The organism is Cupriavidus gilardii, from assembly GCF_017598945.1.
GTDB classification, from domain to species: Bacteria; Pseudomonadota; Gammaproteobacteria; order Burkholderiales; family Burkholderiaceae; genus Cupriavidus; species Cupriavidus gilardii_E.
In genome coordinates this window covers 110333-132327 of record NZ_JAGFTW010000019.1, presented here as the reverse complement: position 1 = coordinate 132327, position 21995 = coordinate 110333, and the positions used below count along the sequence as shown (strand labels likewise).

Here is a 21995-nt window from a genome sequence, read left to right as displayed (position 1 = left end):
TGAACTGGAAGTTGGCGGCCGGGTAGTCGCGGAACACTTCCTCGACGATCTCCTGCGCGGTCTTGTCCTGGTAGACGTAGCAGTCGACGCGGCCGCGCAGGCGTTCGAGCCAGGGTGCGACGGTGAGCCGGTAGCGCGCCAGGCCACCGTCGCCGCCCATCGAAGCGCAATCGACGACGAAGCCGTGCCAGGCGCGATAGCGGCCATCGGCCAGCATCAGCCGCAGCGTGATCTCCTGCCGCGCCAGTTCGACCGTATCGAGATGCGCCGACGGCGACAGGCAGTCCATCTCGATGGCGAAGGACTTGGATATGGCTTCGATTGCGGAGAAGCGTTCCACTATTAGGCTGACTTCGATCAGCCCCGTTTCGAGGGCGATCAGTCGGCTTCTCTGGCGCAGCAGAGCAGAGATGAGATGAGGCGGAACAAAAGGGGCGGGCATCATGATCCGTAGTCCCATGCTTACCAAAGTCCCTTGCGGCGAACGTGTCGCGGCAAGAATGGTGGCATGGTGCTACGGACGGCCCTTAGGAAGCTTTACGGCTTGATACGACGTTCGATGAAGGTCCGATATCTACAGTCTTGGGCCGAATTGACCGACACCCCTCTGCCGGATCACCGCTCCATCGCTCCTGGCTCTCACCGTAGGGCGATGGCTGTCGAGGTATAGCGGCTACGCGCAATGGACTGAAGGGAAAGGGTCCATCTCTCTGCCTCGGAGTTCGCTGCGACCGAGGCCCGCTGGCAAGCATCGAGAGAACTTCCGGTATGTCGACCACTTCCTGCAGCCAGTGCTGCTCGCTGAGGGATTCCTGCCGTCGCCGTTCAGAGAAGGAGCAGCTCATGGTTGCCCTTTATAGCTGTCGACCTTCACCTCAACACGTTCTATCGCCGGCGTTCATCTACGTATCGGAATTCAGGTCGAATCGCTCCGCGAGACTTCGTTTGTCCGTATGCGGGCGGCGGCGTTTGGCCAATCGCTTTCCTCGTCAAAGCGGCCTAGCCACCGTTTGGCGTCGCGTCGGTTGAAGCGGACGTTCAGATCGCCGTCCCATTCCCCTGTACCGACAAGATCAAGGGCATCGTTGCGAAGCGGTCGCAGTAGGGCATTGAGCGCGACATGCATTGGAGGAACGCCATCCGCAACGGGATACAAGCGTGGCTCATCGCCCAGCTCCAACCACAGTCCCGTCTTGCAGTCGTAAACGCTGATTCCTGCTTCCTTCGCCACCGCGGCGACATGCTCGCGGCTTACGCCAAGCTTCGCGCGCCAGTGGTCTGCAAGGAAGAAACCCCAGGTTGCGGGCCTTAGGCCGGCGGGCAAAGACTCGTCCATCCCCATCGACATGCCAAATGGGTAGTCGATGTCCAAGCCATAGAAGCGTTCCGTCAGGCGGCGCTCCCATACTGCAACCTCGGATCGCGCTCCAAGCGCCAGTGGGTTCGCGATGGAAAACCCGCTGTAAACCTGTTCGGGGCGAAGCCTTTCTACGGTGCTGAGGAGGAACCGGCGCCAGTCTTCCTGATGGTCTAGCCACCATTGCCACCGATAATAAAACTGCATGTAGGAGTAGGCTGGGGGACGATCATCATCCTGATGCCGCTTGTTCAGGTAATCGCGCTTCCTGCAGAAGCAGCCTGCTATCGCGGGAGACGAGTTCGTGTTTTCGTCGTCTGTGAAGCTAAACAGAAAAGCTTCACTCCCCTTCATCTTCGTGATGAGAGATCGAAGATCGGGGGCGCGCTTGGAACCGTATCGATGTGGTCGTTCTGTTACCGGATGCGTCGCAATCCTGTAGGGATGGCCAGTCAGGCGCTCGAACTCCTCGTGCGTATCCACCATCAACAATGATGTATCGCGCCAACTGTGAGGCTCATAAAGGAAGTAAAAGCTCGTAAAGGGCGAAACGGCAATCTCGGAGTGGCCATTGTCGAACGCGGTAGAGGGCCACTCGGTCAGTGCACTCGTAAAGCCAGAAAGCTCATCCTCTGTGAAGAGCAATTGAGTTGTACTCATACGAGCTCCACTCTTGTCCTAACCGTGATGTTGTCAACGCGGTATGCCGCCTAACCGACTGTGGCCACATGTCCCTTCGCCCAAGCCACCAAATCCTTCGGGTAGTAGAGGAACGAGTGCAAGCTGCTGTCATCTTCGATGCCGAGCAGCAGCACTGCGCCGCCAGCCCCGAAGGACCAGTAGCCGTAGTAGCCGGCTTGGGTTGGCGACTTATGGGCGTCATGTCACGGGGCTGCGGCCAGATCCTGCAAATTCCAGCAGTCGGATGCCCTGACCCAACTCAAGGCAGGCAGTTTGATAGCTCACTTCTTTCAAGAAACGTTGACGTCGCTTGGCTTGAAAATCCATGTCGAATGCGTCTAAGACTTTGTCAGCGTCAGCTGTGGGACACGTCTTGTGCTTCACCGACGAACGCGTGTCCATAGGGTCGCGCTCTTGGAAACGTATTGTTGCCCATCGAACCCTACGGGCGCGTCCGGTGCCGATCGGTTGGCAATCAAGAACTGCGCGCAGGAGTCCGCAATCTCCGGCAGATAAACGCCGGACTCCGGTACCGGTTCATGGGTTTCTACCTGAACCGTGCCGTCGAGTTGATACCGTGGCCAAGTCGCAGGTGGATCGAGCGGGCCGTGAAAATCATCGGAGTAATTTGTTGTCAGGACGGTGGCGACCCATCCGCTGTTCGCGGTTGTGCTGATATTGATGGCGTAGCCATGTGCACCGTGTAGCAGTTCCTCATAGCGCGCTGCCGCATCGGAACTTACCTCGTCCAGCCATTCGGAAGAGAAATCACGCTGTCCGCGAACCCCTCCCGTAACACCCGCTGCGGCAAATAGACCTTCGGCGTCGCCATGTGTCAGCTTGATAAAGCCATCGTCTAGACGCTTTGCAGTCTGGCGAAAATTGGGAATCACGCGCTGTCCCCAGACGATATCGGGTTGCAAAGGTAGAGGACGAGCACGATAATCGGACGGCAAATGTGTCACGAAGCGGGCCAGGCAATCCTCAAGATGGTGCAGCATAGCTTCCCAAGCGCGGCGCATGGCGTCGAAATACTCCACGGAACTGTAGCGCTCCAGTAGGTAAATTTCCTGCGGGGAGAGCGGGGTACTCATTTTTGCAATTTCGTCTGGAGATGGCCTTGCGACGGAGCTGCTATCGAATCACTGTTGTTGGTTTGCAGGATGGTCGGACCGGATAATTTCCGCGGAGCATCCATACACGCACTTGCCTTCGAAATCCGCGAGCGGTCGCACGGGATCGCGAAAATACTGAACGCTCCATAGCAACTCGGGCGGCTCGCCGCTGTTCGCGTCTGACTGATATGCCCACAGGGGCGTGCCCGATTGCCGCCATTGGATGGCCTGATCGCATGCTCCGCTGAAAATGGGAGACGGAAGCCCGCGTAGACGCCTATACGCTTCCGCGATAGCCATGGCTGGACAGACCCGTCCACCTCTTGTCCTGACGAATGTTCGTGCGCTCTCGACCTTGTCGTCGAAGACGGCGTTGCCGCTGACCAAATGGAAGACATCGCCATTCGACCAGGCAGGTTTGTTGCCGTGTCGCTCCTGCTTTATCGACAGGGGCGAAGACGGTTGCCGCCCGTCCATGCGAGTGACGTTTCCCTTCTTGTCGAACTCGTAGAGCGCATGGCCGGGGATAAAGAGGACACGCACGGGCCATGATTTTGGCGACGACCACTGAATCGTGTGTCGGGGCGCCTTATCGTTTCGACGCAGTGAATTCGGCGGGGGCGGCGATACGTTGACCCAACTGTTGTCCTCCCCATCGAGAGCAAAGGTCTTGTCGAACGGACGTGCTCGCACATAACGTCGTTGTTCGAGCAGGCTGATGCCTGTGTTGCTCATCTGTACGACCACGTGCTTGCTCTTGCTTTCCTCGATTTCTGTTTGCCACGCGAGCGTGGGGCCGGAGCCCTTGCCGCGCAGTGGTAGCGCGGCCAGGTGGACGGTGAGAGGGCCGGAGGAGGGAAGCAGCTTGATGGTCTCGCCTGGTTGGATCCGCGTGATGACCGATTCGTTGACGGAGACGTCGATCTGCGTTTTCGTCCGTCCAGGCTTGTAGAACAGCGTGAGGCTTGATTCAGCGCTTTCCCGTGTGGGTCCTTGCGACACTGCGGAGCCTGCAGAGGCCGGGGCAGCCACTACCCCGTTCGGGCAAAGAGTCAGCGCAAAAGCAAGGGCGAAAACGGCAAGGAGTTTCATGTTTACCCAGGCGGTCGCCGGTCACTCCTGCAAGTTCTGGACAAAGTCGGAAAGCTGTTCCTGAGTAAAAGCCCCGTGAGTCGTGCTCATTCTCTGGGCCTTCTCTGGTCGTCCGATCCGGGGGCGGTACGATTTTTGTCTCCATCCGCTCCGATGCAACGATCCTCTTGTCGCAGCTCGGTGTGGAGCTTTCGATGAAGCGATTTTGCTACGGGTCGTGAGACATCTCAGTTGGCCTATGGCGAGACGCTATCGTGGCCGGGCAGCACGATTCGTAGGCACCAGGCCGTATGCCCGTTGCCGAGGCATCCCGGTCATTTCCAAGGTCCATATTCGCTTTGGCCCAAGCAACCAGATCCTTCGGGTAGTAGGGAAAGGAGTGCAAGCTTGTGTCGTCCTCAATGCCAAGTAGCAAGACAGCGGCGCCTGCCTCGAAGGACCAGTAGCCGTAGTAGCCGCCTTGGGCTACTGATTTGTGTGTGTCGTGCCATGCAGTTCCCGAGAGCCCTTTATACCAGCGTTTCAAGAAGGACGTGAGAATAGAACGTGGTAGGACAGTGCCCATCCTTCCGCTTCGGAGCGTGCGGCCCCGGATGGCTTGCTCGAATACAAGGCGATCGATTTTGGGATTTCGTCCATTTCCCGCTGAAAGGTCGCCTCGCTAAGGAATTTCTGCCGACGTGCTTGCTGAAGAGTCATGTTTTTGCGTCTATCGATTCCGAGCTGATCTCCTGAACGTACAGTGGCGTAGTCACGTGGTGTCCTTCAAGCGATCGGGCGTCATGGTCCGTAGTTTCATGGTGGCCAAATGCTCTCGCGGCGACTGTGTCGCGGCAAGAATGGCGGCATGGTGCTACGGACAGCCCTCAGCAAGCTTTAGTAACCGGTGGCGAGCCGAGACCTACAGTTTCGGGTCGGCTTGGTCGACATCCCACTGCCAGATGGCGGCGCCATAGTCAGATTGAATATCCGGCATGATCTCGCCAGCACCGAAATAGCGACGAGAGTTCGCTTTAGCGGGGGTCATCCAGTAACCAGCACGCGGGCACGGCTCGCCTGGTTCGCATCGCATTGCGCCTGTCGAGGTGCCTCCGCTCTGTTGTAGTCCCATGTTTGCCTTTGCCCAAGCAACCATATCCTTCGGGTAGTAGAGGAAGGGGTGCAGGCTTGTGTCGTCCTCGATGCCAAGCAGTAAAACAGCCGCGCCTGCTTCGAAGGACCAGTAGCCGTGGTAGCCGGCCTGGCTCGAAGACTTGTGCGTGTCGTGCCATGGCGCAGCGGCTAGATCTTTGTACCATCGCTTCAGGAACTTTTGTAGTTCCTTGAGTGCCGCGACATTGTCGTCCGTCGACATCGCGTCGGCCAGTGTTGCGAAAGGTTTTGTGGCGAGCAGAACATCGCACTCGTAGCGGTCTAATGGCGCGTAGGCAAGGAACTCCTCGATGACAAAGTCCATGCCGGCGTTTACCTTGTCCGGCCCGTCGAGCATCTCCGCAATACGGGGAAGCAAGTCTCGGCGATGGAGTAGGTAGCAAAGGCTGATTAGCCCAATACATGGGCAGTATCCATCGAACGAGCCAATATCAAAACCGATGGCATTAGGATCACGCTCATACTTTCGTAATTGTTTTGTGGCGCGCTCGTATGCAGCCACTACGTGCTCCAGTTCTTGACGGAGCGGATCGATCGCCTCGCCAGCGGTGTACCGTAGCGTTAGCTTGTCGAAGATGTGCTGGGCGGCCATGCGATAGGAAATCAACCAACCTTCCGCTTCGTTTCGTCCAGAGCCGGCTGGTGCAGATTCAAGGAGTTCGATGACTTCGGCGAGGTCCTTGCAAGCAGTTTGATAGCTCTTCTCGCTCAAGAACTGCTGACGCCGCTTATCGTTAAACTGCATACCGTAATGCCTTTGCTTCGACGGGCACTGCCGCGCAAGCACAAGCGGTTGTCGCCAAATTCCGCAGTCCCATGCTTGCAAAAGGCCCTGGCGACGAATGTGTGCATGGTGCTACGGACGACCGTCAGCAAGCTCTACGGCCTGATACGTACCGACGTGCTGATGCTTACAGTTTCGGGTCGGATTGATCGACATCCCACTGCCAGAATGTCGTGCCGTACTGAGAGCCTTCGATATTGGGAAACGTGTCGCCTTGTCGAAAGTGACGGCGCGACCTCGACAATGCTGGCGTAAACCACCATCCCGTCCTCGGAACCGTGTCTCCAGCGGCAAAGGATTCCCGTGCAATATCGGAAGGTGGTCCAGCGCTTCTACTTCGTGCGTGGTCCACCCAGTCTCTAGGGTAGAACGACATATCACGATAGCTGGAATCATCGATATCAAGCACGACTGTAGTTGCAGCCGCCTCCCAGGACCAATAGCCGTAGAACGATACGTCTGCTTCACCATGCTGATCGACATAAGGTTCTCTGCGGCTGGCGTGATACCACTCGTTGAGATACTTCGCCATCAGAGCAGGGCGTTCGCTCGGCGAAGCATCGAAGACCTTGAATAGTTTGCGGTATGGAAGATGACGAGTCGCTTCGCTTGGCGGCGCGCCGCGGTCGGCAACGAAGGGGGCGACCAATCTTTCGATCAGTCCATCACGCACGCCCATGTCCTCATTGCCATAATCGAGGAAGGCCATGACCCGCGGCATGTCGCGACCGAATCCGCTGAGAATACCGAAGCAAACCATGCGAAGGGCGACTATCCAGTATTCTTCGTCGCGAAGTGTGGCATGCGGCGTGATCTGGTCTTCAGCTTCCGGAGAGGCGTGATAAGCCTCATGGAAGCTCGCATACTGTTCCGCCCAATTCATCGAATGGGGCCAGATCTGCGAAATCTCATCGATCTGACCTCCTGCAGAATACTGTAGGCTCGTCCAGTCCAATGCGTTCCACAAGCGTCGACGAGTTGACGTCATGAGACCACTAGGCTTTGCCTTGGTCACATGCTTTGGCAAGTCGATCGTTACAGAAGCAATTCCGCCGAGCTTGTCATCAAAGCGCTTTGAATAAGTGGAATGGCGGAGGAGTGGTTCACGCCTCTCTCGAAATCGCACTTCAGAAACCTTCCAACTCGCCCATTTCTCCCAGTTGATTCCTTGTTCCTTCATAGTTGTCGCCCTATTCAGCAAGCATGGTGGTGGGTAGCACGAACTCCGTCGCAATCTGGTGGGATGTCAACGGTTTGCAGCATCGCGGCGAAATTGATCCATTGGATGTCTTGTGCCGATTATGGTTTGGCCCAACCACCGTAATCAAGCTCCTATCGTACGGACAGCGTACAAGGCTTCGACGCGGCCTGCCACCACTCATGTCGATCTTTGCGCTTAGCTTAAACTCCGCTTCCTCCCAAGCCTCAATTGCCGGAATCAATTCGTGTTGTGCGGAAGGCGTGAGAGAGGCACTGTTAATCTTCTTTGCGACCCAGCGATGGCTTAGTTGCCGTCCGTCTCGCACTGTTCGTCCTAACGCATTTCGTGCGCGGGGCGCCTCCTCTTCACCCAGATAGGCATCGATGCCGTACCTTAGGCCTGCCCACACTGCCTCAGCGGTTTCGAGCTTCCCATGAAAACCGGCGGTCGTTCCCTTCGTGTCGCTGATACGGTATTTGAACGGAAGTCTTTCCGAATGCCAAACATGGTCAATGCCGCGGTGTCCCGGCTGTGTCATTTCGTATAGGACACCACTATTGCTTACTTTTGCGCGAGATCTCTTTCGCTTTACATAGTAGTAATCCGAAATGTGTTCACCCGATACCCCCGTGTATGAACGCGACTGTTGTGCCCGCTGGCTTTGCCGTTGCGTCGCCGTCGCTTGCCCAGTTCGCGGTGCAGCCGTGCCAGACGTTGTCGTCTTTACCGTAGCTGGAGCGCGAGATTGTGGCGTGGGATTGCGGGGCGCGCGCGGAGCGGCTGGAACGTGAGCCGTGGTGCTCGGAAGCGGCTGCATTACCGCCTGCTGGTGTGCCCGACGCAGCGTATCCATCGCCTCATTGATTTTCTGCGCCGCCATTCGCTTCAAAGAATTGAGCTGGGCGACCAGCCGGCGGACGCCGTCGCGTCCCATCACCCATTCAACTACGTGGCGGTCGAGGACATTGATGAGTCCGCTGAAAATGTCGTCGACATTGCGCGTCAATTCCCGGGTGTAGGAAGCCCAGTTCAGATTGCGAAACCAGTCCTCAATATTGCCGCGCACAGACCGGGGCAGCGAGTCGAGGATACGCCCCATGGCCTTGCCGTTACGGAGAGCCTTGAACACATTCTTCAAGGCGTCGCCGATTCCGGGGACAAGCGCAATAAGGCTGAGCACCAGTTCGATCCAGTTGTCCGTGCTGCGTGCATTGCGGGTGAGGAGCCAAATGCATCGCAGGATGTTGTACGCATCGACGGCTTGCCCAACAAACGGGATGCAACCGAGCACTGTGGTGACGATCATTTGTGCAATGGAATCGCCGCGACCTTCGACGACTTCGCCCACCCACGTCAGAATTTCACCGAGGGTATCTTGCTGGGCCCGCTGAATGGCGCTGCTCATGCGACCCCCTCTTCAGCGCTGGCTTCTCCGAGCATGATTTCATTGTGGTCATCGCTGCTGTCTTCGGTCATTGCCGGAGCTTCCACTTCGCCTTCGTATTCGTAGTCGTTGATCATGTCTTCGAATTCGTCCAAGCCTTCCTCCATCGCCGCAATCTCGTCAGGGAAGAAGTTGTCCTCCAGGTATTCCTTTTCCTGGGCGAGGTAGCGATCCAACGCAGCCTTGGCATCCTCTGGTGAGGCCGGGGAGAAGCCCTTCAAGGTATTGGCGGGGCGATCATCGACGCTGAAAGGCTCGCGAGAGTCGTAGCCAAAAAACACCGTGCCGGATGCCGGGGGATTGTCGATGCGCGCGTATCCTTGATCATCTAGATTGCCGCTCAGTGTCGTGCCGTCAGCGAAGGCTATCCGGTAAGGGGCACCCACAACCGGCTTCATATCGTCGTAGCGGTAATACAGCTCCAGGGCGTTTGTCGATGTCACTGCACCAAACGGCAATGCGGGTATCTCCGCGGCGTTGGAAGCGCCCGCAGAAAATGGGTGACCCGCTCCCTTGACCTCAAATACCCCCGGCGTCTCAAACGTAATCGTGCCGCCATCAAGCACGATACGAGACTCGGCACCATGCAGCACGACCCTCTGCTGCGCCAGCAGTTCGACCGCCTCATTGGAAGACGTCACCACCACTTCCTTATCCGCCAGAATCGCCATCGCGCCGTCATGCGCCTGCACGGACAGCGGCCCGTTCGCCGCCACGGCCTTCAAGCCATTACGCTGCACGAACAGCGACACGCCTTGGGCGGCGGCCATTGCAATGGTCTTGCCGGCAGTCAGTTGCCAGTCCGATTGCACGGTGCCATGCACATGCCGCCCCGAATAGACCGCAGTGGTCTCTTGGCTCGACACCGCGATAGACGTTGGCGCCTCCGCCACCAATAGCGGCTCGGCAAAGCGCTCGACCGGCTTGCCGTCGGGCTGCTTGGCGTCCTGGCCGTTGACGGTGTCTTCGTAGCGCCCATCCTGCTCGGGCTCGACCATCGTCATCAGCGGCTCGAAGACTTCGTTGGCCGCCAAGGGGAGGGCGGTTTGCGTGCGCGCAGCGGTCGACAGGCGGTCGGCGGTGCGTTGCGCGCCCTTGAGCAGCGCGATCGCCTCGGGCATGCCCATCACGGTGCCGGTGGCGCGCGGACGAGCGGTGGTCGATAGCAGCAGTCCCTGACCGGCGCGCACCACGGCCCACGCGTCGCTGCGCAGCTCAGCGCCGGTGCCGCGCCATGGGCCGCGTTGGGCATCCTGCGGGCCTTGCGCGACCAGATAGCCGAGGTTCAGCTGGGTCTGCGCCGCGGAGCTGGCCAGGCGCATGCGCAGCCGGCCCTTGACGTCGTCGACGACCCATTGGTTGTAGCCGTCGCCGCCCAGGCCGCAGGTATGCCAGCCGGACAGCATCGCAGCGAGCGGCTTGCCGTCATTGGCCCAGGGCGGAGCGTCCTGTTCGTTGTGCAGCTGCATCGCGGCCAACGGCCGGTCGATGTCGCCGTCGAGGAAGGTCAGCAGCAGTTCGGTGCCGACCCGCGGCAGGTGATGCGTGCCCCAGTTCGGACCGGCCATGGCGCCGGCGACGCGGACCCAGGCGGTGACCTGAGTCAGGTCGTCGGAGCCGGGATCGGTGAACGCCGCGGTCTGATCCGCCGGTGCTGGCGCCCGCAGCCACGGAAAGCGAACCCGCACGCGATGATCGCGATCGGTATGCAAGGGCGTCTCGCCCTCGGCGATGACAATGGCGGTCTGGCCTTCTGGCGCCGTGGGCTTGGCGCGGAAACGCGGCACGATCGGCGCATCGGCGCGCACCGCTTCGAGCGTATTGCGGTAGCCGCCAGCCTCGACCTCGGTGGTGCCGAGCAGCTTGGCGACATCGGCGCCGAGATTGTTGGCCGCTTCGTGGCGCACCGACAGCGCGACGAATTCCTCGTCATCACCACCAAAGTGTTCGGTCAGCGCAAAGCGCTGTCCCGCGCCCAATTGCCGCACTGTGCCGGCGCCCTCGAACCGCACGAACCCACCTTCCTCGGCCTGCATGCGCAATTGCGCCGCGCGATCGGCCGTCGCCGCATCGGGATAGCGATAGGGTCCATGCGCATCGAACGCTTCGAGCGTTGGCCATTCGCCTTGCACCGAAGCGGCATTTGCCTGCGCCGAGGCGGCGGTCAGCGTCTTGTAATCCCACGACGAGACGGTGACGGCATTGGGCCCGACGCTGTGCCGCGTGGACCAGACTGTCATCGTGTCCGTTTCCTCGGTCATGTCGGCACGATGGAAGCGGATGCTCGATTGCGGGCAGGGCGGGCGTTCGGCATCGTTGTCGAACACCACCAGCCGATGGCGCGCCTGGCTGCCCTCGGGCTTGTCGTCTTCGCCCTGCAGGTGTTCGAAGCGGTAGGACAAGCCTTCTTCGGCCAGCAGCCGCTGCACGAAGTCGAAATCGCTCTCGCGATACTGGGCGCAGATCGAGCGGCGGCGTAGCGGCTGCGAGACGGTGAACTGGAAGTTGGCGGCCGGGTAGTCGCGGAACACTTCCTCGACGATCTCCTGCGCGGTCTTGTCCTGGTAGACGTAGCAGTCGACGCGGCCGCGCAGGCGTTCGAGCCAGGGTGCGACGGTGAGTCGGTAGCGCGCCAGGCCGCCGTCGCCGCCCATCGCCGCGCAATCGACGACGAAGCCGTGCCAGGCGCGATAGCGGCCATCGGCCAGCATCAGCCGCAGGGTGATCTCCTGCCGCGCCAGTTCGGCCGTATCGAGATGCGCCGACGGCGACAGGCAGTCAATCTCGATGGCGAAGGGTCGCGAGACCGCTTCGATTGCCGTAAAGCGCTCGACGATCAGATTCGCTTCGCGAAGCGGGGTGTCGAGCGCGATCTGCCGCGTGCCCTGGCCGAGCAGCGAAGCAAGTACGGCCGACGGCAGCGACGTGGTGGGCATCATGGCTACCTTGGCGAGGGGTGGTTGGTGTCCGGCGTCGGGTTCTGTCAGTGCGGCGCGATCCGATGATCGATCGACATCCGCCTTACGGCAGGGAAATCGTCAGATGCGAGAAGCGCGGGCCGAGCTTGATCACCTGCGAGTACTCCTGCATCGCATCGTTGGTCTGCTTGTTCAGCACCGACGACAGGCCGAGGTATCCGAGCAGCGCGATCAGCGCGAACACCGCGCCGAAGATCCACAGCGGCGTCTCGCGTTTGAGCGTGTGCGCGATCTTGTCGGGCAGCGGCCAGTGCGGGGCGAATGGCGCGCGCTTGCCCTTGATCGCGGCGATCTCGTCGCCGAGCCTTGCGGTCAGGTAGGAGAGCTTCTCCGGTCCTTCGAGGATGTACTTGCCGCGGAATCCCAGCAGCAGGCACATGTGGAAGACTTCCAGCGCCTGCAGGCGTGGTGCGCCTTGCGCGCGCAGCGCCTCGAGCTTGGTGAAGAAGGTCTCGCCGGCGAGTTGCTCGCCGAACAGCACCAGTTGCAGCGGGCGGCGTTCCCAATCGGCGCGGATCGCAAAGTCCGAGGCCAGGATAGTTTCGTCGATGGCGGCGCAGAAGGCGTACTTGGCATCGAACACATCGTCGGCCGAGACGTGCAGCCGTTTGGCGCCACGATCGAACTCGTCGAGAAAGCCGCGCACCTTGGCGAGGAAGTTCTCGGCGCTGTCGGGCGGCTGGCCATTGCGCAGCAGGAACAGCATGAAAAAGCCGTCGTACAGCAGATCGAGCAGCGTGCGCGCGTGGCGCGAGGCATCGCCGGAATCCGCGAAGGCACTGGCCGCCCCGGCCGGGGCATCGCCAAACAGCGAGGGCATCGAAGTGGAGCTCATGAGGTCACCGCGATCAGTTCAAGTTGAAGTTCCCGGATACCGGCCGGCGTATAGATGGTGATGGTGCCCGCCTGCAGCATGCGGTCGTAAAGCGGCCCGCGTGCCTCGATGCCGAAATAGCAGGCGCCGGGGCGCACCGGAATGGCCGGCGGCACCTGCGGCGTATAGGTCAGCGGCACGCCGGGCATCGACGACAGCACCAGCTTGTCCACGTCGTCGGGCGCGCCGACCTTGAAGCGCGCGGGAATTGCATCGACCAGTTCGACGGTCGGCATATCGGCCGAGACGGACAGATAGAAGCGGGTCTTGTCGTCGATCTTGCCGGAGTCGAGCCGGCCCAGATGGAAGGATGGCCGCGATTCGTCCAGCGCGATGGCGAAATAGCGCGTGGAAATGACGGTGTCGAGCAGTTCGCGCACCATCGTGTCGAGCTGCGCGAAGACCTTGCCGGGATTGCCATGGTCGTAGACAGGCAGGTCGGCCAGCGAGTACGACTTGGAGAAGGTCATCAGCGCGCCGGCGAGCCGCAGCAATTCCTGGAACAGCCGTTCGGGATGTACCTCGGGATGGTGATACAGGTGCGACAACGCGGCGAACGACGAATTGGCGGTATGCAGCAGCCAGAACGACGCGATATCGCCGGAGCGGAATTCGATGATGTTCTTGGTTGGCTCGCGATGAAAGCCGTACAGCGCATTGACCTTGGCCTGCAGCGCATCGAGCAGGCGGCGCAGCCGTTGATACAGCACGGCCGACGCATTGATGGCCAGGCTGGGCGCGACAAAATTCCCGTCGAGTTCGAAGCCGCCGGTGGCGGTGCGGCGCACGCGGACGATCGGCAGCGAAATATATTGATCCCGCGGCTCGGTATCGGCGATCAGCTTGACCGCTTTTTTCAGATAGGTAATGGAGGCCGGCTCGGCCTCGGTAAAGAGGTCGGCGGTATCGCGCTGGTGCCCGACAAAACGGGAAGAGGGCGCGCCGTCGCCGGCCTCGCGATAATTGCCGCCGAAATCGCGCAAGGGATAGAGGGCGAGATGGAAGGTCGATTCGGAAACGCCGGCTGGCAGATTGGCCAGCGCGATCGGCGCGGGCAATTCGTCCGATTGCGGTGCGCAATACCATTCGCCGTCGGGAAAGAATAGCGACAGTTCGCTGATGCGCAGAATGCCGCTGGCCAGCGCATCGGTATCGAAGCGGGCATGGCGTACCCCCCAGGCGTAGGGTTGAATCGCCTGGGCCGTGGCATGCAGGCGCGCCTCGTGATAGGCATCCTGCTGCTGGAAATGCTGCGGGCGAAGGAATAGTCCTTCGCCCCAGAGGATCTTGGCGGAATCGCTCACAATTAGCCTTGTTTAGCCTTGTCGTCTTTATATTTTTCCGATCGGCGCGCCGGCCGGCAATCAATCGCCATCATCGGTGCGGACTCACGCCCTGCAGCTGGTCGGCGACAGCAAATTCAGCGAGGAGCGCGGCACGCCGTCGGTGGGCGTCAACGGCTCGCCGGCCGTCAGCGTCATCGCGCAGGCATGCAGGCCGATCGTGATGCCGGACTTCTCTCCCTTTGCTGCATCGAAGGCAAACTTCCAGCGCTGCGGCGCCGGACTGCGGAATAAGGCGACCACCCCGATCGCACCCGCTTCGCGCGAGACTTTCTCCATCACGTCATAACGCTGTCCCGGAATCAACGTGATTTCACGAACGTTGACCAATTCCGAGCCGAGTACCTGTTTTTCGCGTGCCGGGTCGACAAAGGCGTCGAAGGGCGCCTGCATAAAGGCGGTCGATTCCTTCAAGGTGTAAACCCTTACCACCAATGCCGCAGCGCGATTGTCATTGGCGGCATTCAGGTTATTGCCGGCATAAAGCCGCAATGGTACCTGCCGCGGCGGCTTTTGCGCATCCGGTACGTTGGTAGGCTTGATTCCCAAGGCTTCGAGCGCTCCGCCCGCCGCGCCTGCCAGCACCTGCGTACCAACGGAACATGACGCCAGCGTGACGACAGCCAGCCCGGCCAGCACCGTCCGTCGATTTATAAAGAATTGTAAAAAAGTCATACAAATCGGATTCTTCTTATTGGCCTGTGCTATGCGGTGCGCGACCCTGATGGCTGGCTGCGGCGTTATGAAATGGTTTGCACAACGTTGCATTGCGGCGTGAAAACCAGAGTTCAGTTTCATTTAATTCACTGTTTGGAACCGCCCCTCGGTATGGTTGTCAGCCGCGACGCGCAGAGTGTACTATTGCGCGCCGATTGGGCCAATATTGCTTACCAATCTATTACTCCGCTTTGTTTTATCCACTGCGGAGACGGCATTGAACAATACGTCAACAACAAAGCCACGCGACGGTCAGAGCCATGATCCCTTTTCGCTTTTCACGATCTTTTGCAATTGCCATTGGTGCCGCCGCATTGTTTTCGGGATGCGCCTCCACCGGAAGCACCTCGGGTCCGCAATCGGAAGAAGCATTCACGCAGAGCATGGCGCAGGCCGATGCAGCATTGAAGGGCGGCCAGCGTGAACAGGCGGTGAGCCTGTACGAAGAGATCGCGAAGGCGAATCCCGCGCGTCAGGAGCCGTGGTCCCAGATCGCGCAGATCCAGTACGCCGACGAGAAATACCCGCAGGCGATTCTTGCCGCCGAAGAGGCGCTGCAGCGCGACGCCAACGATCGCAAGGCGAAGAGCATCCTGGCCGTCAGCGGCCTGCGCGTGGCGCGCCGCTCGGTGATGGAATTGCGCGATGACAGCGCGCTGGCCGGGGACGTGCGCACCGACGCGCAGGTCCTGGCCAAGATGCTGCGCGAAACGCTCGGCGAGCAGGTGCTGTTCCCCGAGGAGAAGAAGCCGCCGGTGCGCAAGCGTCCGGTCGCGCGTCCGGCGCCGCGCGCCAAGGCCGCGCCGACCGAACAGGCTGCGCCGGCTGCGGCTCCGGCCGCCGCCAATGCCGGTACCGGTTCCGCCGATCCGTTCGGCGCGCTGCGCTGATCGACGATCAGGCGCCAACGTCCCGAATATCCCGACAATCACGACCGGAACAACCGGAGAATCCGCATGGCCAAGAAGGAAAGCGTGCAAAAGCGTCTGCAGAAGGTGCGTCCGCCCCGGGTGCAGCTCACCTATGACGTCGAGAAGGGCGACGCCATCGAGCAGAAGGAATTGCCCTTCGTCGTCGGCGTGGTGGCGGACCTGTCCGGCCAGTCGGAAGTCGCGTTGCCGAAGCTGCGCGACCGCAAGTTCGTCAATATCGATCGGGACAATTTCGACGACGTGATGTCGGCGGTCGAGCCGCGCGCGGCGTTCCAGGTGCCCAACAAGCTGTCCGAGGACGGCGGCAAGTTCGGCGTGGACCTGAAATTCCGCTCGCTCGACGATTTCAGCCCGGAAGCCGTGGTCGACCAGATCGAGCCGCTGCGCAAGCTGCTGGAGGCCCGCTCCAAGCTGGCCGATCTGCGCAACAAGCTTGCCGGCAATGACAAGCTCGAAGACTTGCTTAGCGAAGTGCTGACCAATACCGAGAAGCTGCAGCGGCTCGGCCATGGCGGCAACGAACCGAAGGGTGGTCAGGATGCCTGAGACTCAAGCCGCAGTCGCCGCGCAGGCGGCGCCCGTCGCCAATGCCAGCCTGCTCGACGAGATCGTCGAGCAGAGCCGCGTCGCCAAGTCCGACGCCGAACACGCGCGCGCCAAGGACATCATCGGCGAGCTGGTCAAGGAAGTGCTGGATGGCACCGTGGTGGTGTCGGACAACCTGTCGGCCACGCTCGATGCCCGCGTGGCCGAGTTGGACCGGCTGATCTCGGCGCAGTTGAGCGCCGTGATGCACGCCCCGGAATTCCAGAAGCTGGAAAGCACCTGGCGCGGCCTGTCGTACCTGGTCAAGGAAACGCAGACCGGCACGATGATCAAGATCAAGGCGCTGAACGCGACCAAGCGCGACCTGGTGCGCGACTTCAAGACCGCGATCGATTTCGACCAGAGCGCGCTATTCAAGAAGGTCTACGAGGAAGAATTCGGCACCTTCGGCGGCGCACCGTTCGGCGCGCTGATCGGCGACTATGAAATCACGCGCCAGCCGGAAGACATCTACTTCATCGAGCAGATGTCGCACGTCGCTTCGGCCGCGCACGCGCCGTTCATCGCCTCGGCCTCGCCGGAGCTGTTCGGCCTGGAGTCGTTCGCCGATCTGGGCAAGCCGCGCGATCTGGCCAAGGTGTTCGACACGGTCGAATACGCCAAGTGGAAGTCGTTCCGCGAATCCGAGGATTCGCGCTATGTCGGCCTGACGATGCCGCGTTTCCTCGGCCGTCTGCCGTACAACCCGAAGGACGGCACCACGGTCGAGGGCTTCAACTTCGTCGAGGATGTCGACGGCACCGACCATAGCAAGTACCTGTGGTGCAACGCCGCCTGGGCCTTCGGCGCGCGTTTGACCGCGGCGTTCGAGGACTTCGGCTGGTGCGCGGCGATCCGTGGCGTCGAGGGTGGCGGCCTGGTGGAAGACCTGCCGACGCACACCTTCAAGACCGACGACGGCGAGATCGCGCTCAAGTGCCCGACCGAGATCGCGATCACCGACCGCCGCGAGAAGGAGCTCAGCGACCTGGGCTTCATCCCGCTGGTCCATTGCAAGAATTCCGACTACGCGGCGTTCTTCGCCGCGCAATCGGTGCAGAAGCCGAAGAAGTACAACACCGACAGCGCCAACGCCAACGCGGTGCTGTCGGCGCAGCTGCAGTACATCTTCTCGGTTTCGCGCGTCGCGCATTACCTGAAGGCGATGATGCGCGACAAGATCGGCAGCTTCGCTTCGGCTCAGAACGTCGAAAGCTTCCTGAACCGCTGGATCTCGCAATACGTTCTGCTGGACGACAACGCCAGCCAGGAACAGAAGGCGCAGTTCCCGCTGCGCGAAGCGTCGATCCAGGTTTCCGAAATCCCGGGCAAGCCCGGCGCTTACCGTTCGGTAGCCTTCCTGCGCCCGCATTTCCAACTCGACGAGCTGTCGATTTCGCTGCGTCTGGTCGCCGACCTGCCGCAGGCCGCCAACTCGTAACCGGTTGCCGTCGGCGCCGGCATTGAGCCGGCGTCCGACGGTCGAGGCAGCAGTACTTTCTAAGGCGAAACAAAGCCACTATCTCATCGAGGGTCTCATGAAGGATATCTACGTCAAGTTCGGTAATCCCGCCATCAAGGGTGAATCCCAGGACAAGGACCACAAGGACTGGATCGAAGTCCTCAGCTGGGAGCACAACATCAAGCAGCCGCGTTCGGCGACCGCTTCGACCGCGGGCGGTCACACCGCCGAGCGCTGCGAGCACGGCGAAATGATCTTTACCAAGGACATGGACGTGGTGAGCCCGCTGCTGTATCAGCACGCGTCGGGCGGCACGACCTTCGATGAGGTGACCATCGATTTCATGCGCGCCGACGGCGAAGGCAAGCGCGTCAAGTACCTGGAAATCAAGCTGAAGAACGCGATCCTGGGCGCTGTCGATGCCAAGGTCGCCGCCGAAGGGCTGCCGACCGACAAGTTCTCGCTGAAGTACGCTGCGGTGCAGTGGAAGTACACGCAACAGAAGATCGGCGGCAACCAGGGCGGCAACTCGCAGGGCGCCTGGAGCCTGACCAAGAACGACAAGACCTATTCGGTCTGATGCCGTTCCTGGTCGGCCGATGATCGGTTGATGCGGATGCCGGCATCCTGGCGATTCGGCGCGAAAGCGCCCGAGTGGCCGGGGTGCCGGCGCTTGCCATGAAAGGTTTCGAACCGAGTCTGCTCGACAAGCTGTTCGACGACGAGCCCCACGCGCCGCTGCCGACCGCGATGCGGCAGCTCACGCTCGAGGAGCTCAAGTCCACGGTGGCGCGCGACATCGAGGCGCTGCTCAATACGCGCATCGTGATCGACGAAGCCCAGTTGAGCGGCCTGCCGGAGTGCAAGCGTTCGCTGCTGACGTACGGGCTCAACGACTTCGCCGGGCTCAGTCTGGCCAGCTACTACGACCGCAATTACATCTGCCAGTCGCTGACCAAGGCCATCGAGCGGCATGAGCCGCGGCTGCGCAATGTCACCGTGTCGCTGGATGTCAGCGAGCGCAACACCAATGCGTTGTGCTTCGGCATCACCGCCATGCTGCTGGTGGGGCCGGCGCGGGAGCCGGTGAGCTTCGATGCGTTGCTGCAGCCGTCGACGCTGCAGTACTCGGTGACGCGCGGACGAACCTGACAGGGCGGGCGCACGGTCCGTGGCCCATGAAGGGGGCCATGCCCAACCCATGTCCGAACCAAGCCGATCCGCCACCGCCACGCACCGACCGCCGAGCAGCCATGGAAGAGCTACTGCCTTACTACGAGCGTGAACTGGCCTATCTGCGCCGGTATTCGCGCGACTTCGCCGAGCGATATCCGAAGATCGCCGGGCGGCTCGCCATGTCGGCCGACGGTTGCGACGATCCGCACGTCGAGCGGATGGTCGAGTCCTTCGCCTTCCTGGCGGCGCGCATCAGCAAGAAGCTCGACGACGACTACCCGGAACTGACCGAAGCGCTGCTGGAGGTCATGTATCCGCATTACCTGCGGCCGTTTCCGTCCTGCTCAATCGCGCATTTCGATGCGCGGGGCGCGGCGGCGCAGCTGTCCGCGCCGATGACGGTGCCGCGCGGCACGATGCTGAGCACGCGGCCGGTCAATCGGGTCGAATGCCGCTTCCGCACGGCCTACGACGTGACCTTCGCCCCGGTCCGCATCGCCCAGGCGAGCTATCGCGGCGCGGCCGTCGCGCCGGCGGCGACCGTATTGCCCAAGGGCGCCACAGGCGCGCTGACGATCGTGCTCGAATACCAGGGCGAGCGGGGCGGTTTCGACACGCTGGCGCTCGATATCCTGCGCGTCTATCTGGACGGCGAGCCGTCCTTCGTCGCCGCGCTGGGCGACGCGCTGTTCCTGCATACCGCGGCGGCGTATCTGGAGGGCCCGCGGCCCGGCGTCTGGCAGCGGCTGTCGGCAGTGCCGCTGCGCGAGGTCGGTTTTGCCGCCAACGAGGCGCTGATCGATACGCCGGCGCGCTCGCATCCCGCCTACCGGTTGCTCTCCGAACACTTCGCCTTCGCCGAGAAATTCAATTTCGTCGACCTCGACCTGGCGGCGCTGCGGCGCGCGCTGGGCGCGGCGGGTGGCAACACCCGGCGTCTGCAGCTGCATCTGGTGATGACCGACATCCGCAGCGACTCGCATACCGCGCGGCTGCTGGAGAGTCTGCAGGCGGATCATCTGCGGCTGCATTGCACGCCGGTGGTCAACCTGTTCGCGCAGAAGGCCGATCCGATCCGCATCGAACATACGGCCAGCGCCTATCCGGTGGTGGCCGACGGCCGCCGCGCGCACGGCTACGACATCTATTCGATCGATCGCGTGCACCTGGTGCGCGAGACCGCCAACGGTAACGACGTGATCGAGTTCCGGCCGTTCTATTCGCTGCATCACGCCGACGATCCGAACCGGGCGGGCCATTTCTGGCTGGCGCGGCGCGACGAGCTGGTGGCGCGCCGCAGCCCCGGCTACGAAACCGAGATCTCGATCGTCGACCTGGATTTCGATCCGGCGCAGCCGCAGACCGATACGCTGAGCATCGATGTCACCTGCACCAATCGCGATCTGCCGGCCAGCCTGTCGTTCGGCCATGCCGACGGCGATCTGACGATGGAGGGCACGTCGATCGCGCGGCAGATCACGTTCCTGCGCAAGCCGACGCCGTCGCAGCGTCTGCCCGGCGGCCGCGCGGCGCAATGGCGCCTGATCTCGCTGCTGGCGCTGAACCACCTGTCGCTGGTGCAGGACGGCCTGCCGGCGCTCAAGGAGATGCTGCGCCTGCACGATCTGGCACGCAGCGGCATCTCCGCGCGCCAGATCGAGGGCATCGTCGGACTGGACTATCAGCCCAGCACGCAATGGCTGGCGGGCAAGCCGTTCGCGACATTCGTGCGCGGCCTGCAGATCCGCCTGACGCTGGACGAGGAAGCGTTCGTCGGCACCGGCCTGCATCGCTTCATCCGCGTGATGGACCACTTCTTCGGTCTGTACGTCCATCTGAACAGCTTCGTGCAGCTCGTCGCCGTCTCGCGCCGCACCGGCAAGGAATTGATCCAATGCGCTCCCAGAAGCGGCGAATCGATCCTGGTGTGATACGCCGGCTGCTGCGGCAGCCGTATCGCTTCCAGTTCTTCCAGGCGGTGCGGCTGCTGCAGATTCAGTTCGCGCGTCAGGGCAGGGCACAGGGCGGTGTCAATGGCGGCGTGAACGGCGCGACGAATGGCACGACGAATGGCACGACAAATGGCGCGGTGAACAGCGCGGTGGGCGGCAACGCCATCGCGCGTGTCGCCGACACCCCCGAGCATCAGCTCGCCACGCGCGTGCGCTTTCCCAACGCGCTGTCGCTGTCGTTCCCCGCCAGCGAGATCGTGCAGATAGAGGCCGGTGGTATCGCACAGCAGGCGCTCGACGACGATGCGGCCTTTGCCGAGGCGCTCGCCGAGCGTCCGCTCGACGATGTGGCGGTGACCCCGGCCTTCTTCGGCATGCTCGGCGGCCAGGGCGCGTTGCCGCTGCACTACACGGAAGTCGTGGCCGAGCGCGAGACGATGCGCCGCGACGGCGCCGCGCGCGCCTTTTTCGATATCTTCTCGAACCGCGCCGTCGCGTTGTTCTATCTGGCGTGGAAGAAATACCGGCTGCCGTTCCAGCACGAGGTCGACCGCACGCGCCACTACCTGCCGCTGCTGCTGTCGCTGGCCGGCGTCGCCGATGCGGGCGTTCGCCGCGGCCTGCGGGAGACGCCGGGGACGATCCACGACGAGGCAGTCGCCGGCTATGCCACCGCGGTGCGGCATCGGCCGATGTCGGCTTCGTATCTGCAGCAGGTGCTGTCCGATTATTTCCGCGTGCCGGTCCGCGTCGAACAGTTCGTCGGCGGCTGGTACCGGGTACCGCCATCGCAATGGTCGCGCCTGGGCGGCGTCAACAACGTGCTCGGCGCCACCGCGCTGGCCGGCCAGCGCGTCTGGCAGCGCGATCTGCGCGTGCGCGTGTGGATCGGGCCGCTGGCGCGCGATCAGTACCGCGCCTTCCTGCCCGGCGCCGAGGGCGCGTTGGCGCTGCGCAAGATGCTGACCGTGCTCGGCGGCGCCACGCTCGAATACGAAGTCAAACCGATCCTGCGCCGGCAGGACGTGACCGGTTGCCAGCTCGGCGCCGCCGGCAGCGGCCACGTCGGCTGGGACACCTTCCTCGTTTCGCGACCCGCCACGCAGGATCGCAGCGACGCGCATTACACGCTGTCGCCCATTCATTGATA

General features: G+C 61.8%; 19 protein-coding genes and 1 pseudogene. 7 read left to right on the top strand and 13 right to left on the bottom strand.

Annotated elements, in window-relative coordinates; genetic code table 11:
* From J5T34_RS08480 to tssJ, 13 genes and pseudogenes are all read right to left on the bottom strand, one after another.
* A partial coding sequence (locus J5T34_RS08480) for a contractile injection system protein, VgrG/Pvc8 family (RefSeq protein ID WP_279633737.1) occupies positions 1-445 on the bottom strand: 445 nt, incomplete at its 3' end.
* A gap of 471 nt (positions 446-916) precedes the next feature.
* On the bottom strand, positions 917-2017 hold the full coding sequence (locus J5T34_RS08475; RefSeq protein ID WP_208579351.1) for a type VI immunity family protein: 1101 nt from the start codon (positions 2015-2017) through the stop codon (positions 917-919).
* 50 nt (positions 2018-2067) lie between these two features.
* Positions 2068-2229, bottom strand: a pseudogene (locus J5T34_RS23920) (PoNe immunity protein domain-containing protein); the annotation flags it as partial.
* 189 nt (positions 2230-2418) lie between these two features.
* Complete coding sequence (locus J5T34_RS08465) at positions 2419-3132, bottom strand: hypothetical protein (RefSeq protein WP_208579350.1); 714 nt, start codon at positions 3130-3132, stop codon at positions 2419-2421.
* A gap of 48 nt (positions 3133-3180) precedes the next feature.
* Positions 3181-4245 carry a hypothetical protein gene (locus J5T34_RS08460; protein ID WP_208579349.1) on the bottom strand — a complete coding sequence of 355 codons (1065 nt, stop codon included), beginning with the start codon at positions 4243-4245 and terminating at the stop codon, positions 3181-3183.
* Positions 4246-4453: 208 nt separating this feature from the next.
* Positions 4454-4810 (bottom strand): PoNe immunity protein domain-containing protein, encoded by a 357-nt coding sequence (locus J5T34_RS08455; RefSeq protein WP_244258770.1) that lies wholly within the window; start codon positions 4808-4810, stop codon positions 4454-4456.
* Between the two features lie 336 nt (positions 4811-5146).
* On the bottom strand, positions 5147-6142 hold the full coding sequence (locus tag J5T34_RS08450; RefSeq protein WP_208579348.1) for a PoNe immunity protein domain-containing protein: 996 nt from the start codon (positions 6140-6142) through the stop codon (positions 5147-5149).
* A 166-nt stretch (positions 6143-6308) separates the two neighbouring features.
* Complete coding sequence (locus J5T34_RS08445; protein ID WP_208579347.1) at positions 6309-7361, bottom strand: PoNe immunity protein domain-containing protein; 1053 nt, start codon at positions 7359-7361, stop codon at positions 6309-6311.
* Positions 7362-7371: 10 nt separating this feature from the next.
* Complete coding sequence (locus tag J5T34_RS08440; protein WP_208579346.1) at positions 7372-8787, bottom strand: hypothetical protein; 1416 nt, start codon at positions 8785-8787, stop codon at positions 7372-7374.
* The gene (locus J5T34_RS08435; RefSeq protein ID WP_208579345.1) at positions 8784-11765 is read right to left on the bottom strand and encodes a type VI secretion system Vgr family protein; all 2982 of its coding nucleotides are present in this window, start codon (positions 11763-11765) and stop codon (positions 8784-8786) included. The genes J5T34_RS08440 and J5T34_RS08435 overlap by 4 nt, the downstream gene beginning before the upstream one ends.
* An 82-nt stretch (positions 11766-11847) precedes the next feature.
* A complete protein-coding gene (gene icmH, locus J5T34_RS08430; RefSeq protein ID WP_208579344.1) occupies positions 11848-12639 on the bottom strand; it encodes a type IVB secretion system protein IcmH/DotU in 792 nt (263 codons plus the stop codon).
* A complete protein-coding gene (gene tssK, locus J5T34_RS08425) occupies positions 12636-13982 on the bottom strand; it encodes a type VI secretion system baseplate subunit TssK (RefSeq protein WP_208579343.1) in 1347 nt (448 codons plus the stop codon). Before tssK ends, icmH begins: the two co-directional genes overlap by 4 nt.
* Positions 13983-14066: 84 nt before the next feature.
* Positions 14067-14696, bottom strand: a complete 630-nt coding sequence (gene tssJ, locus J5T34_RS08420; protein WP_208579368.1) for a type VI secretion system lipoprotein TssJ — start codon at positions 14694-14696, stop codon at positions 14067-14069.
* Between the two features lie 302 nt (positions 14697-14998).
* Here tssJ and J5T34_RS08415 point away from each other — a divergent pair, with 302 nt between their 5' ends.
* The 7 genes from J5T34_RS08415 to tssG all read left to right on the top strand — a co-directional run bounded on the left by J5T34_RS08415 (position 14999) and on the right by tssG (position 21993).
* Entirely contained in the window at positions 14999-15628 is a 630-nt protein-coding gene (locus J5T34_RS08415; protein WP_208579342.1) for a hypothetical protein, read from the top strand.
* Between the two features lie 66 nt (positions 15629-15694).
* Positions 15695-16216 (top strand): type VI secretion system contractile sheath small subunit, encoded by a 522-nt coding sequence (gene tssB, locus J5T34_RS08410; protein ID WP_208579341.1) that lies wholly within the window; start codon positions 15695-15697, stop codon positions 16214-16216.
* Complete coding sequence (gene tssC, locus J5T34_RS08405) at positions 16209-17696, top strand: type VI secretion system contractile sheath large subunit (protein ID WP_149318825.1); 1488 nt, start codon at positions 16209-16211, stop codon at positions 17694-17696. The genes tssB and tssC overlap by 8 nt, the downstream gene beginning before the upstream one ends.
* A gap of 97 nt (positions 17697-17793) precedes the next feature.
* Positions 17794-18297: an Hcp family type VI secretion system effector gene (locus J5T34_RS08400; RefSeq protein ID WP_006577978.1), complete on the top strand. Its 504-nt coding sequence runs from the start codon at positions 17794-17796 to the stop codon at positions 18295-18297.
* A 98-nt stretch (positions 18298-18395) separates the two neighbouring features.
* Positions 18396-18869, top strand: coding sequence for a type VI secretion system baseplate subunit TssE (gene tssE / locus J5T34_RS08395; protein WP_023263644.1), 474 nt, complete (start codon positions 18396-18398; stop codon positions 18867-18869).
* Between the two features lie 101 nt (positions 18870-18970).
* Entirely contained in the window at positions 18971-20824 is a 1854-nt protein-coding gene (tssF, locus tag J5T34_RS08390) for a type VI secretion system baseplate subunit TssF (RefSeq protein WP_208579340.1), read from the top strand.
* Positions 20788-21993: a type VI secretion system baseplate subunit TssG gene (gene tssG / locus J5T34_RS08385; RefSeq protein ID WP_208579339.1), complete on the top strand. Its 1206-nt coding sequence runs from the start codon at positions 20788-20790 to the stop codon at positions 21991-21993. The genes tssF and tssG overlap by 37 nt, the downstream gene beginning before the upstream one ends.
* Positions 21994-21995: the final 2 nt, after the last annotated feature.

Bases quoted from the DNA above. Each gene is read 5' to 3' on its own strand.
- J5T34_RS08400 (WP_006577978.1), top strand. From the start codon at position 17,794: ATGAAGGATATCTACGTCAAGTTCGGTAATCCCGCCATCAAGGGTGAA.
- icmH (WP_208579344.1), bottom strand. From the start codon at position 12,639: ATGAGCTCCACTTCGATGCCCTCGCTGTTTGGCGATGCCCCGGCCGGG.
- J5T34_RS08445 (WP_208579347.1), bottom strand. From the start codon at position 7,361: ATGAAGGAACAAGGAATCAACTGGGAGAAATGGGCGAGTTGGAAGGTT.
- tssE (WP_023263644.1), top strand. From the start codon at position 18,396: ATGAAAGGTTTCGAACCGAGTCTGCTCGACAAGCTGTTCGACGACGAG.
- J5T34_RS08440 (WP_208579346.1), bottom strand. From the start codon at position 8,787: ATGAGCAGCGCCATTCAGCGGGCCCAGCAAGATACCCTCGGTGAAATT.
- tssB (WP_208579341.1), top strand. From the start codon at position 15,695: ATGGCCAAGAAGGAAAGCGTGCAAAAGCGTCTGCAGAAGGTGCGTCCG.
- tssC (WP_149318825.1), top strand. From the start codon at position 16,209: ATGCCTGAGACTCAAGCCGCAGTCGCCGCGCAGGCGGCGCCCGTCGCC.
- tssJ (WP_208579368.1), bottom strand. From the start codon at position 14,696: ATGACTTTTTTACAATTCTTTATAAATCGACGGACGGTGCTGGCCGGG.
- J5T34_RS08455 (WP_244258770.1), bottom strand. From the start codon at position 4,810: ATGGGCACTGTCCTACCACGTTCTATTCTCACGTCCTTCTTGAAACGC.
- tssF (WP_208579340.1), top strand. From the start codon at position 18,971: ATGGAAGAGCTACTGCCTTACTACGAGCGTGAACTGGCCTATCTGCGC.
- J5T34_RS08415 (WP_208579342.1), top strand. From the start codon at position 14,999: ATGATCCCTTTTCGCTTTTCACGATCTTTTGCAATTGCCATTGGTGCC.
- tssG (WP_208579339.1), top strand. From the start codon at position 20,788: ATGCGCTCCCAGAAGCGGCGAATCGATCCTGGTGTGATACGCCGGCTG.
- J5T34_RS08460 (WP_208579349.1), bottom strand. From the start codon at position 4,245: ATGAAACTCCTTGCCGTTTTCGCCCTTGCTTTTGCGCTGACTCTTTGC.
- J5T34_RS08435 (WP_208579345.1), bottom strand. From the start codon at position 11,765: ATGATGCCCACCACGTCGCTGCCGTCGGCCGTACTTGCTTCGCTGCTC.
- J5T34_RS08465 (WP_208579350.1), bottom strand. From the start codon at position 3,132: ATGAGTACCCCGCTCTCCCCGCAGGAAATTTACCTACTGGAGCGCTAC.
- J5T34_RS08450 (WP_208579348.1), bottom strand. From the start codon at position 6,142: ATGCAGTTTAACGATAAGCGGCGTCAGCAGTTCTTGAGCGAGAAGAGC.
- J5T34_RS08475 (WP_208579351.1), bottom strand. From the start codon at position 2,017: ATGAGTACAACTCAATTGCTCTTCACAGAGGATGAGCTTTCTGGCTTT.